At 58.2% G+C, this 11,722-nt stretch carries 10 protein-coding genes; 8 read left to right on the top strand and 2 right to left on the bottom strand.

Translation table 11 applies throughout. From position 1 onward, the window contains the following. Positions 1-263: 263 nt before the first annotated feature. From ABVS15_RS04385 to ABVS15_RS04360, 6 genes are all read left to right on the top strand, one after another. Positions 264-530 carry a hypothetical protein gene (locus ABVS15_RS04385; RefSeq protein WP_312615366.1) on the top strand — a complete coding sequence of 89 codons (267 nt, stop codon included), beginning with the start codon at positions 264-266 and terminating at the stop codon, positions 528-530. Positions 531-799: 269 nt separating this feature from the next. Next, complete coding sequence (locus ABVS15_RS04380; RefSeq protein ID WP_293009240.1) at positions 800-1,573, top strand: TIGR00282 family metallophosphoesterase; 774 nt, start codon at positions 800-802, stop codon at positions 1,571-1,573. 35 nt (positions 1,574-1,608) lie between these two features. Further along, positions 1,609-2,088 (top strand): YbaK/EbsC family protein, encoded by a 480-nt coding sequence (locus ABVS15_RS04375; protein ID WP_369282530.1) that lies wholly within the window; start codon positions 1,609-1,611, stop codon positions 2,086-2,088. A 6-nt stretch (positions 2,089-2,094) separates the two neighbouring features. Next, the gene (locus tag ABVS15_RS04370) at positions 2,095-3,189 is read left to right on the top strand and encodes an exonuclease SbcCD subunit D (RefSeq protein ID WP_369282529.1); all 1,095 of its coding nucleotides are present in this window, start codon (positions 2,095-2,097) and stop codon (positions 3,187-3,189) included. A gap of 24 nt (positions 3,190-3,213) precedes the next feature. Then, positions 3,214-4,215, top strand: a complete 1,002-nt coding sequence (locus ABVS15_RS04365) for an asparaginase (protein WP_369282528.1) — start codon at positions 3,214-3,216, stop codon at positions 4,213-4,215. 1 nt (position 4,216) lies between these two features. Next, positions 4,217-5,026 carry a DNA-3-methyladenine glycosylase gene (locus ABVS15_RS04360; protein ID WP_369282527.1) on the top strand — a complete coding sequence of 270 codons (810 nt, stop codon included), beginning with the start codon at positions 4,217-4,219 and terminating at the stop codon, positions 5,024-5,026. 161 nt (positions 5,027-5,187) lie between these two features. Here ABVS15_RS04360 and ABVS15_RS04355 read toward each other — a convergent pair whose 3' ends face one another. Together ABVS15_RS04355 and ABVS15_RS04350 are read right to left on the bottom strand one after the other, a co-directional pair. After that, positions 5,188-7,971 (bottom strand): ATP-binding protein, encoded by a 2,784-nt coding sequence (locus ABVS15_RS04355; protein WP_369282526.1) that lies wholly within the window; start codon positions 7,969-7,971, stop codon positions 5,188-5,190. A gap of 212 nt (positions 7,972-8,183) precedes the next feature. Continuing rightward, on the bottom strand, positions 8,184-9,383 hold the full coding sequence (locus ABVS15_RS04350) for an acetate/propionate family kinase (protein ID WP_369282525.1): 1,200 nt from the start codon (positions 9,381-9,383) through the stop codon (positions 8,184-8,186). Positions 9,384-9,559: 176 nt separating this feature from the next. Here ABVS15_RS04350 and ABVS15_RS04345 point away from each other — a divergent pair, with 176 nt between their 5' ends. Both ABVS15_RS04345 and ABVS15_RS04340 read left to right on the top strand, forming a co-directional pair. Continuing rightward, on the top strand, positions 9,560-10,768 hold the full coding sequence (locus ABVS15_RS04345; protein ID WP_369282524.1) for a nucleotidyltransferase family protein: 1,209 nt from the start codon (positions 9,560-9,562) through the stop codon (positions 10,766-10,768). 14 nt (positions 10,769-10,782) lie between these two features. Continuing rightward, a complete protein-coding gene (locus tag ABVS15_RS04340; protein WP_369282523.1) occupies positions 10,783-11,718 on the top strand; it encodes a DUF3298 domain-containing protein in 936 nt (311 codons plus the stop codon). Positions 11,719-11,722 lie beyond the last annotated feature (4 nt).

Raw genomic sequence — 11,722 nt, 5'->3', positions numbered from 1 at the left:
ATGCCTTAATTTGCGGGGACTGATCTTTTATGAACCGCCTTCAGATATTTGTTGGCCTTTCCTTGATGTTGAAAAATCGGCTTTACAAATCGTGGAAGAAGACGCCACTCAGGCATTGGTTTCGCCGTCGGCACTTGATGCGTATGATTTAGAGAGCGCGGTAAATACTCCTTTTGGCATGCGCTTGCGTTTACGCGCTTATCGTGTTAAAATACTAAAAAGCTATGAACCTCACAATATATTTAAGAATGGAGGCCGTGTTTATGGATCGCAAAACCACGGGAATTGTCGCGTATCTGACTTGGGTTGGATTGCTGATTGCGTTAATTGTCGGAGATCGGGAGGGTGCAAAGTTTCACCTCAATCAGGCGCTGGTTATCTGGCTGGCCGGATTGCTGAGTGTAATCCCCATCATTGGATGGATTTGGGGCATCTTTTGTTTTGTCTGCGCAGTGATTGGCTTCATTGGGGCCATCAACGGCGAGGAAAAGGAAGTTCCACTGCTGGGCCAGTTTAAGCTGCTGAAATAAGAGAAAGAAGCCGTGCAATGCACGGCTTCTTTTTTAATCATTGAGGAAATTTTGTTGTGTTGGAAAGATACCAGATGAGGGCCCTTTTTCTGTTTTTTATGACAGTATCATATTGCGGTACTGATTGCGACAAATCTCGGCGAAATTGGCAGGTTGCATAGACGGACAATCCTCCGCTGTGGCAGAGACAGGCGACGTGGGCCCTTGCAATTCGTGCTGCTTTTGGATATAATAAAACGAATAAACTGCTTGAGGGAATTAGGTGCTATATGCTGTATCATGTTTTAGCCGTGGGCGATGTGGTGAGCGAGCCGGGGCTCGCTCATTTGGAAAAGACGCTGCGGCCCCTGAAAAAATTGAAGAACATTGCTTTTACCGTGGTAAACGGTGAGAATGCTGCCGCCGTGGGACTGACCCCGGAGCAGGCGGAACGCATTTATGACGCGGGGGCGGACGTCATTACATTAGGCAACCATAGCTTTGACAAGCCCCAGATTGTGGATTTTCTGGACGAGCACTCTTATATTCTCCGTCCCGCCAATTACACCCGCCGGGCGCCGGGCCGGGGCTGGGGAATTTACGATTTAAACGGTGTGCGCATCCGCGTGGTAAACTTGATCGGGCGGTGCAACCTGAATTGGGGGGCGGACAACCCCTTTACCGTCGTTGACCAGTTGCTGACCGGGGAGAAGACGGATTTTACGCTGGTAGATTTTCACGCGCAGGCCACCAGCGAAAAGCTTGCCATGGGTTATTTTCTGGACGGACGTGTTTCCGCCCTCTGGGGGACTCACACTCACGTGCCCACCGCCGATGAGCGGGTATACCCCAACGGGACCGGGTATATCACGGATTTGGGCATGACCGGCGCGGTGGAATCCGTACTGGGGGTGAAGCCGGAGCAGTCGGTGGAGATGTTTCTGGGAGGCCTACCGGGCCGATTCCGGGCGCCTGAGGGCCCGGTGAAGCTGCAAGGGGCTGTTTTCACGCTGGACAGCGCCACCGGCCTGTGCGTCGGGGTGGAACGGGTGGACATCCGATAATTTGCAATCACATACAGATAGAGGGGAACTGACTCATGTCAATCGAAAAAGTAAGAGCTTATTTTCAAGCGCAGGGCATCGAGGACCGCATCCGGGAGTTCGACGTGTCCTCCGCCACGGTGGAACTGGCGGCGCAGGCCGTGGGTGTGGAGGGCGCGCGGATTGCAAAAACCCTTAGCTTCAAGCTGGGGGACCGGGTGCTGCTGGTGGTCTGCGCGGGAGACGCCAAGGTAGATAACCGGCGTTATAAGGACCGGTTCGGAGGCAAGGCATCCATGCTGAGCCACGACGAAGCTGCCACGCTGGTGGGCCATGCCGTGGGCGGGGTGTGCCCTTTTGCTGTGAAGGAGGGCGTGGAGATTTATCTGGACGCGTCCATGCACCGCTTTGACACGATTTTTCCGGCGGCGGGCAGCAGCAACAGCGCTGTGGAGATGACCTGTGACGAGCTGGAGAAATACTCCTGCGGAACATGGGTGGATGTGTGCAAGGGCTGGCGGCCCGACGAGCAGTAAGGGCCTATGCTTCGATTTATTCATGCGGCGGATTTTCATCTGGACAGTGCGTTTCACGCACTGTCGCCCCAGCGGGCGGCGGAACGGCGGAGAGAGAGCCGGGAGCTTGGCGCGCGGCTGGCGGAGGAAGCCCTCCGCCGGGGCGCGGATTTGATGCTTCTCTCCGGCGATCTTTTCGATGGGACGAACAGCTTTCGCGAGACGCCGGAGGAGCTGGCCCGGGGCTTGGGCCGCGCGGGAATCAGCGTGTTCATCGCCCCCGGAAACCACGATTTTTACTCCGCCGACAGTCCCTATGCCACGGTTCACTGGCCGGAGAATGTGTACATATTCAAGTCTGGGGAGATAGAGAGCGTAGACCTGCCGGATTTGAACTGCACGGTCCACGGCGCGGCCTTTACCGCCCCGGAGCAGATGGCGGGCCTTTTGACCGGGTTTGCCGCCCCGCAGGACGGGCGAATTCATCTGATGGCGCTCCACGGGGACGTGGAACCGTCGGCCCCGCGTTACAACCCCGTCACGAAGGCGGAGATTGCCGACAGCGGCCTTGCGTATCTTGCGCTGGGGCACGTTCACGTTGCCTCCGGTCCCCAGAAAAGCGGGAAGACCCTGTGGGCTTATCCCGGCTGTCCGGAGGGTAGGGGCTTTGACGAGCTGGGGGACAAGGGCTTTTATTTCGGCACCGTGTCTGACGAGGGGGCGGTGACGCTGGAATTTGTACCATTTGCCCGCCACCGCTACGAAATTCTGACGGTGGACGTGACGGACGGGGATCCCCGGGAGGCGGTGGAAGCCGCCCTGCCAACGTGGACCACCTATGATTTGTACCGCATTCTTTTCACCGGGGAGACGGATGAGCGGGGGATTGACCTGACGGCGCTGGAGACGGTGCTTTCCGGTCGGTTTTACGCGCTGGAGCTGCGGGACGAAACCCGCGTCCGTCAGGACGTTTGGGCCAGAGCGGGAGAGGATTCCCTCCGGGGAGAATTTCTCCGCCGCCTGCGCCAGCGGTATGACGCCGGGGATGAGGAAGAACGGGCGCGCGTCAGCCGCGCGGTCCGGTTCGGCCTTGCGGCGCTGGACCACAGGGATATTTTATAAAGGTATAGCTTTTAAGGATATAAAATGAAAAAGATTTTAATGATCGGCACGGGTGGTACCATCGCCTCTCAGGTGACGGAAAACGGGCTGGCCCCGGAGCTTACCAGCACGCAGCTTTTGGCCCATATTCCCGCCATCTCCGGTATCTGCGAGGTGGAAAGCTTACAGCTTTTGAATCTGGACAGCACGAACATCGCGCCAAACCACTGGTTGGAGATGGTGGGCTGCATCCGGGAGCACTATGAGGACTATGACGGATTTGTGCTCACCCACGGGACGGACACCATGGCCTATTCCGCCGCAGCGCTGAGTTATCTCATTCAAAAAAGTCCCAAGCCCATTGTGTTTACCGGGGCGCAAAAGCCCATCGGCTTTGACGTGACGGATTCCAAGATCAACCTGACGGACGCATTCCGTACGGCGGCGTCGGGTCTGCCGGGCGTATCTCTCGTATTCAACGGGAAAGTGATTCTGGGGACCCGGGCGCAGAAAATCCGCTCCAAGAGCTTTGAGGCCTTTTCCAGCATCAATTATCCGTTTTTGGGGGTCCTGCGGGATGGGGTGCTGCTGCGCTATCTCCATGAGAGTTGCGAGGGCGGGCCGGTATTTTATGATCGGCTGGATACAAAGGTGGGGCTTTTGAAGCTGATTCCCGGCACGGAGCAGGCCTTGCTTGACTATTTGCTGGAGCGCTGTGACGCGCTGATGATCGAGTCCTTCGGTGTGGGCGGACTGCCGGATTACGAGGGCTCGGATTTCTGCGGCAGTCTCTGCCGCTGGACGGAGCGGGGCAAGCTGGTGGTGCTCACCACGCAGGTGCAGAACGAGGGCAGCGATCTTGGGATCTACCATGTGGGCCACCGGCTCAAGGGCGTTCCCGGGGTGCTGGAGGCGTTTGACATGACCACCGAGGCGGTGACGGCCAAGCTGATGTGGATTCTGGGACAGACCAAGGACCCGGCGGAGATTCAGCGCCTGTTTTATACCCCGGTTGCCCACGATATTTTATGGCCTGCGGAGTGCTGAGATGGTATTGATTTCAAAAGAGGACTTTGATGTGGGAAAAATTGCGGACAGCGGCCAGTGCTTCCGGCTGAAACAGCTGGAGGAGGGCCGCTTTCGTGCCGTGGCGGGGAACCGGTGGACGGAGCTTCAGGAGCGGGCCGACGCATGGGCGATGGACTGCTCCGAGGAGGAGTTTGCTGGTTTTTGGCGGGACTATTTCGACCTCAATACCGACTACGCCGCTTTTCGTGCCGCCGTTCCGGAAAAGGACGCGTATCTCACGGCGGCGGCCGCCTTTGGGTCGGGCATCCGCATTCTGCGGCAGGACCCGTGGGAGATGCTGGTGACCTTTATCATCTCTCAGCGGAAGAATATCCCCGCAATTCGGGCCTGCGTGGAGACGCTGTGCCGGCGGTACGGGGAAGACCTTGGACCGGAGTATGGGTTTCCCAGCGCGGCGGCGCTGGCCGCAGCAGGGGAGGAGGGCCTGCGTGCCTGTGCGCTTGGCTATCGTGCAGGCTATGTTCTTGCCGCGGCACGGATGGCGGAATCAGGAACGCTGAACCTTGCGGCACTGGTGGACCTTGACGACGAGGCGCTGCCGGAGATGCTGATGACTGTTCCGGGTGTGGGGGTAAAGGTGGCGAGCTGCGTGGCGTTGTTTGGCTATCACCGCATCGCCGCGTTTCCCCGTGACGTGTGGATTAACCGGGTGGTGCGGGAGCGCTACCGGGGCCGGTTCCCGCTGTACCGCTACAAGGGTTTTGCCGGGGTGATGCAGCAGTACCTCTTCTATTACGCGCGGTGTGGGGATGCGTGTGCAGCGATATAAAGAAACCGGGCGGAAGGATATTTCCTTCCGCCCGGTCTGTATATAAGATGGGTGCGCCCCTTCTCCAAAAATGAGCAGCGCTGATTATGCCCGGTTTGTTCCGCAAATTTGAATGGGCGGCAGACCTGCTTAGAGTCATCACTCCAGCTTTTGGCGGTTTATCAGCTGTGCTTGCTTTTACCGCCGCTGCGCAGGCAGATTTGCTCCGCCAGCACCCGATAGAGCTTCTCCGGCTCCACGGGCTTGTCCAGATGGTCGTCCATTCCAGCGGAGAGGCTGGCCTTTACGTCAAAGTCAAAAGCGTTGGCGGTCATGGCGATGATGGGAACCGTTTTCGCGTCACCCCTGCGGAGATTGCGAATGACCCGCGCGGCGCTCAGCCCGTCCATCACGGGCATCCGGATGTCCATCAGGATTGCGTCGTAATAGTCCCAGCCCCGCCGCATGAACAGGTCAACAGCCTGCTGCCCGTCCTCCGCCCGCTCAACCAGCACGCCCGCCTTGCTTAATAGCTTCGTGGCAATGGTGGCGTTGAGAGGATGGTCTTCACACAGCAAAACGCGCTTGCCCCGCAGCTCCAGAAAGGCGCTGGTTTCTCCCGGGGGCGGGGGCTGGTAGTGTTCCAATACCTCAATGGGCAGCTCCACGGTAATGGACGTGCCCTCGCTCAGCTTGCTGCGGATGGACACGGTTCCGCCCATCAAATGCACTAGATTCTGCACGATGGGCAGACCCAGCCCGCTGCCGGCGTAACGGTTGCTCTGGGAGTTGGGCTCCTGGGAAAACGGCTCGAAGGCATGCTGCTGAAATTCCTCGCTCATGCCCACGCCGTTGTCGCTGACGGTAATCCGGCTGAGGGAAATTCTGTGCTGTTGTTTCATACATTCAATGCGGAATTCAATTTTCCCGTGCTCGGGGGTAAATTTCACGGCGTTGGACAGAAGATTTGTGAAAATCTGCCGCATCCGCACCCGGTCTGCAAAAATGTATTCATTTTTAAAGCCCACAAATTTCGTAGTAATTTGAATGTCCTTCAATTGTGCGGACGGGTAAATCCCAGAAAGCGTGTGCTCAATCAGTTCGGAGGCCAGCACCGGCTCCCTGTGCAGCTCAATTTTCTGTCCCTCAATCCGGCTCATATCCAGCGTGTCGTTGATCAGGCTGAGAAGGTAGTTGCTGGAATCCCGAATGGCGGAGAGATTTTCCCGGGTCTCCTGAGAGAGATCGGGAAGGTCCATGGTCAGGGCGGTCATCCCCAGAATGCCGTTCATGGGGGTGCGCATGTCGTGGCTCATGCGGGAGAGAAAGTCGGTCTTCGCCGTGTTGGCACTCTGAAGGGCCAGATTCTGCTGGCTGATCCGGCGGGTGAATACCGTCAGCACTGCCAGCGCCCCCAACAGCCCGACAAGCGCTGCGAGCACAGCCAGACTTTCGGTCGGATGGCTGCGAAGCAGGTCCAGCGGGCCGTCGTACTGCGGCCTGTCCGTCTGGGCGCGGATAATCAGCTGATCAATTTCGTCGGCGGAGACTCTGCCCAGCGTTTTGCTGAGAACGGAGCTGAGGACACCGTTTCCCCGGGTGATTCCAAAGCAGACGCCATGGCTGTAATTATCCGTAAAAACGGAAACCAAATTTCCGTACCGATACACGCTGAGATAATACTCCGCGATGTAATTGTTTAAAATGGTAACGTCCGCCTTGCCGGAGGAGACTGCTCGGATACAGGCGTCCCAGTCGTCAAAATAGAGAAGCTGCTCCGCAGAGAAATCCCGCAAAAGAAGCCGGTTTGGAGAGCCTAAGCCGTTTACCACGGCCACTGTGCACGACGAAAAATCCACATCGGCATTCTTCTGCTGCACCCAGCAGTAGTTGGCGGTAAAAAATGTGTCGGTCACACTGACGCCGCTTTCCGCCGCATGAAGAAGATTATTGGAGTATCCCGGAAAAATCAGCGGTTCCTCCTGAGTACCGGGCGTTAACGCATCCCGGGAAATTGCTTCGTACTCCACACCCAGCTTTTCACACAGCAGCTCCGCCAGGGCGGGAAAGAAACCCTTATACACGCCGTTTTCCAGCCGTGAGAGATAGCCCTCGTCCTCGGAAAAAGCAAAGCGGAGACTGGCGATCCCCGCCACGTATTCCTCCTCGGCACGGGTCAGCGGCACGCAGACGCGCTCCGGGAACCATTTTTTATAAAGGCTGGACAGAAAAAACGGCTCGTTTATCTCCAATCGCTCCATGGCGCTGTCCAGAAGGGAGAGCGCAGGATCGTCCTGCCGCATGAGAATGTGGTTGGTGGTGTTGTCGAACCGGGCCAGAATTTTCATGTCGTCCGTCAGGTCCATCACATTGGAAATTACCGCATCTGCCATACCCGAATCCAGCATGGCGCGGGCCTCGCCATAGTCGTTGCAGACCAGAAGCCGCTCCTCGTCGATTCCAAATTCCGAAAGCCGACCGGCAATCACATCACGGCGCAGCAGCTCATCCGAAACCGCTACCCGCAGGTCGCCAAAGGCGTTGTAATCGCAATAGTAAAGCTCCTGATTGGAATTCAGAGTCATCAGTGCATGGTAGGTGCTCAAGATCGCGCGGGAGCTCATCCCAGGGGTGGAAGAGGGAATCAGGGGCATGGACACAGGCATCCGGATATCGGCCTTCCCCTCCGCCAGCATGTCCCGGGTGCTCTCCCAGCTATCGGCCGCCACATAGGAAAAGCTCACCCCGGTGTATTGGGACAGCTTGTCCAAGAGCTCCACACCGTAGCCCGTCTCATTGCCGCAAGCGTCGTATTGAAAAAAGCCGTCCAGAGGATAGAATGCTACCTTCAGCGCAGGAAAGCCATTCCCTGCGTTTTCTGTGGCAAGACAGGGAAGGGACCATCCTGCACTCAGAAAAAGCGCGCAAAGGGCAACCAGCGCCCCGCGAAGGAAACGGTTCTTCATACCCTCACTGCCTTTCAATCCGGTTGCGTGAAATACGCATGACTGCGTCTAAAACTGTAAAATTTTACATTATTTTATCATACGACACCGGCAGAAGCAATATGTTTGACAGATTCCGGCTTCATCTGCCCAAAAACGCGAAAAGCCGCCCACCAAAGCCTGCAAGCAGGCCCGGTGGGCGGCAAATGCCTATATGAGTACGGACCTGAAGCTTATTTGCACAGCGCGGCAGTGTCCCGCGCGATCATCAGCTCCTCGTCCGTGGGGATCAACAGCACCTTTACCTGAGAGTCGGCGGCGGAGATCACCTGCTCCTTGCCCCGGCACTTGTTGGCCTCGGCATCCATCTTTACACCCATGAATTCCAGATTGGACCCGATTTCCAGCCGCTGCTCGGCGGAGTTTTCACCCACGCCGGCGGTGAACACGATGGCGTCCACCCCGCCCATGGCGGCGGCGTATGCGCCGATGAGCTTTTTCACGCCATAGTTAAACATGTCGATGGCAAGGGCCGCCTGCTGGTTGCCCTTTTCAGCGGCCTCCTCCAGATCGCGGAAGTCGGAGGACACGCCGGACACGCCCATCACGCCGGACTTCTTGTTGAGAATGTCCAGCATTTCGTCAATCCCCAGCTTGTACTTGTTCATCAGGTACTGGAGGATGCCCGCGTCAATGTCGCCGACCCGGGTGCCCATGGGCAGGCCTGCCACAGGGGTGAAGCCCATGGAGGTGTCCACGCTCTTGCCGCCGTCCACTGCGGTGACGGAGGAGCCGTTTCCAAGATGGCAGGTGATGATTTTCAGCTCGCTGGCGGGCTTGTCCAGCATTTCCGCAGCGCGGGCAGACACATACATATGGGAGGTTCCGTGAAACCCATACCGCCGGACCTTGTCCGTTTTGTAATAGTCATAGGGTAGGGCATAGGTGAACGCCTTGGCGGGCATGGTCTGGTGGAAGGCGGTATCAAACACGGCGGCCATGGGCACGCCGGGCATGGCCTTTTCGCAGGCGCGGATGCCGGTGATGTTGGCAGGATTGTGGAGAGGGGCCAGGGGGATGCAATCCTCCACGGCCTTCATGACCTCCTCGGTGATCACCACGGACTTGTTGAAAGCCTCGCCGCCGTGAACCACGCGATGGCCCACCGCCTGAATTTCCTTCATGGAGCCGATAACGCCGTTCTTCTCGTCCACCAGCGCGCCCAGCACGGCCGCAATGGCCTCGGAATGGGTGGGCATGGCCACGTCTACGGCCTTCAGGGTTTCCTTGCCCTCAATCTGGGGCTTATAGGTGAACTTTCCGTCAAGTCCGATACGCTCGCAAAGGCCCTTGGCCAGAACCACGCCGGTATCCGGGTCCATCAGCTGGTATTTCAGGGAAGAACTTCCTGCGTTAATCACGAGAACATTCATGGTAACTCCTCTTTCCGCGGGCGGCCCTTGCAGACGGCCCTAAAATCATGTAAAATAGGTTTGCCCTTTTTCATAAAATGGCACACTACCTCTTTAGTATAACAAAAAAATCTCAGGATACAACTGCCAATTTAACCGAATTGTCACTTATTTGTAACGGGTTCGAGGTGAAATCTGTGGAAACCGCTGGTATTATTGTGGAGTATAATCCGGTTCATTCCGGGCATGTCTGGCAGATTGACCAGACCCGGCGGGCGCTGGGGGAGGATACGGCGATTGTTTGCTGCATGAGCGGCTGCTGGGTGCAGAGTGCGGCGCCCGCCATTGCCGACAAATGGCTGCGGGCGCGGTTAGCGGTGCTAAGTGGGGCGGATCTGGTTTTGGAGCTGCCTACCATGTGGGCTGTCTCCTCGGCGGAGACGTTTGCCATGGGCGGCGTGAGCCTGCTGGCGGCCACGGGCGTGGTGAAGCATCTGTCTTTCGGCAGCGAGTGCGGGCAGATTGAAAGTCTGCAATCTGTGGCCAAATGTCTGAATTCCGAAGAGTATGCAGCGGAGCTTCGCCGCTTTCTGGACAGGGGACTGCCCTTTGCTGTGTGCCGTCAGGCTGCGGTGACGGCGCTGGCGGGTCCTGAAGTGGGCGGGCTGCTGGCAACGCCCAACAACAATCTGGGGATCGAATATCTGCGGGCGATTCTCCGTCTGGAAGCCGATCTGCGGCCCATGACCGTGCGGCGGGAGGGCGCAGGCTATCACGATGCCACCGCCCCGCAGGGCAGCCGGTTTATCTCCGCCACGCAGGCCCGCCGATGGATGGCCGGAGGAGAATGGGAGAAGGCCGCGCCCTATCTGGTTCCGGGGGAGCGGGCGCTTTTGCAAAGCGCGGAGCTGGCGCTGCCGCCGCTTTCCGCGTCGGCGGAGCGGGCGTTTCTTGCCCGCCTGAGGACCATGACGGCGGCGGATTGGGCAGAGCTGCCCGACAGCGCCCCGGACGAGGGACTTCCCGATCGTTTGGTCCGGGCAGGGAGGCAGGCCCTGTCTCTGGAGGAATTTTACGAGCTTGCAAAGACGAAGCGCTATCCCCACGCCCGGCTGCGGCGGCTGGCCCTGTGGGCCTTTCTGGGCCTGCGGGCGCAGGACCGGCCAAAGACTCCGCCCTATCTGCGGGTGCTGGCGGCGGGAGAACGGGGGCGCGTTCTGCTGCGTAGGATGAGAGAAACCGCCATGTTACCTGTTTTGACGAAACCGGCCCATGCGCGGCGGCTGGAGGAACCCTGCCGCCGGAGCCTTGAACTGGAGGCCCGCTGTACCGATCTGTACGGGCTGTGTCTGCCCCATATTCCTCCCGGTGGACGGGAGTGGAGAGAGGGGCCGGCCATCCTCTGAAAAGGAGATTTTCTATGCGAAAACAAATTCTGTCCGCCCTGGGATTGTCGCTGATGCTGCTGGCGGGCTGTGCCAACGCCACCCCGGGCGGCCCGGCATCCACATCGGCGGATGAATCACTTGGCGCCATGGGGGCAACCAGCGTGCTGTCCTCCTCGTCGGAGATACTGGACTTTGCGCTGGAGAGCGAAAAGAAGAGCGACACACGCGTCGCGGAGGACGGTACCACGCTGGCCTCATACAGCTATGAGCTGCCCGTGCTCCGGGTGATGACGGAGGATGGTCAGGTTCTGGACTCTGCCGCCACAGCGGCGGAGAAGGCCGCGCTGGATGTGGCCGCCGCGTTCAACGGCAATTTTGCAGACTGGCTGGAGAGCACGGATTTTTCCAGTGTGCTTGACTGGGCGGAGGAAGATTACGCCCGTCGGGTGGAAAGCAACATGGACTGGTATAACAATTATGAGGAGGAGTTCACCTATACCTCCTGGCGGACGGATCGGCTGATCAGCATTGGCGGGGCATATTACAGCTATACCGGCGGGGCCCACCCCAATTCCGTTTTCTTGGGTTGGAATTTTGATTTGCAGACCGGGCGTTTTCTTCACCCCGCGGCGCTGGGAGAGGATTCCGAAAAGTTTCAGGCGGCGGTGACGGAGGAAATCATCCGTCAGGCCGACGCGCGGGCCGCCGAGAATGGTTTTGCATCGCCTGCGGAGATGTATTGGGAGGACTATCAGAGCATTGCCGCCCAGTGGCCCGATTATGCCGTGACATTTTCCGACGAGGGCATGACCGTGGTTTTTTCCGCCTATGGAATGGCCAGCTATGCTGCGGGAGAGCAGACCTTTGTCCTTGGCTGGGACTTTTTAGAGCCCTACCTCAGCGAGGACGGCAGACTGCTACTGAATATTTCCACAGATGCGGGCGATTCGGCAAAGGCCGCTTCGTGAGATC

Source organism: Oscillibacter sp. GMB15532 (genome assembly GCF_041020825.1).
GTDB lineage: Bacteria > Bacillota > Clostridia > Oscillospirales > Oscillospiraceae > Oscillibacter.
The sequence above is the reverse complement of the archived record's forward strand: the minus strand, read 5'-3'. Positions and strand labels throughout refer to the sequence as shown.

Excerpts from the sequence above, each read along its gene's own strand:
- ABVS15_RS04340 (WP_369282523.1), top strand. The coding sequence starts at position 10,783 with ATGCGAAAACAAATTCTGTCCGCCCTGGGATTGTCGCTGATGCTGCTG.
- ABVS15_RS04350 (WP_369282525.1), bottom strand. The coding sequence starts at position 9,383 with ATGAATGTTCTCGTGATTAACGCAGGAAGTTCTTCCCTGAAATACCAG.
- ABVS15_RS04385 (WP_312615366.1), top strand. The coding sequence starts at position 264 with ATGGATCGCAAAACCACGGGAATTGTCGCGTATCTGACTTGGGTTGGA.
- ABVS15_RS04380 (WP_293009240.1), top strand. The coding sequence starts at position 800 with ATGCTGTATCATGTTTTAGCCGTGGGCGATGTGGTGAGCGAGCCGGGG.
- ABVS15_RS04375 (WP_369282530.1), top strand. The coding sequence starts at position 1,609 with ATGTCAATCGAAAAAGTAAGAGCTTATTTTCAAGCGCAGGGCATCGAG.
- ABVS15_RS04360 (WP_369282527.1), top strand. The coding sequence starts at position 4,217 with ATGGTATTGATTTCAAAAGAGGACTTTGATGTGGGAAAAATTGCGGAC.
- ABVS15_RS04365 (WP_369282528.1), top strand. The coding sequence starts at position 3,214 with ATGAAAAAGATTTTAATGATCGGCACGGGTGGTACCATCGCCTCTCAG.
- ABVS15_RS04370 (WP_369282529.1), top strand. The coding sequence starts at position 2,095 with ATGCTTCGATTTATTCATGCGGCGGATTTTCATCTGGACAGTGCGTTT.
- ABVS15_RS04355 (WP_369282526.1), bottom strand. The coding sequence starts at position 7,971 with ATGAAGAACCGTTTCCTTCGCGGGGCGCTGGTTGCCCTTTGCGCGCTT.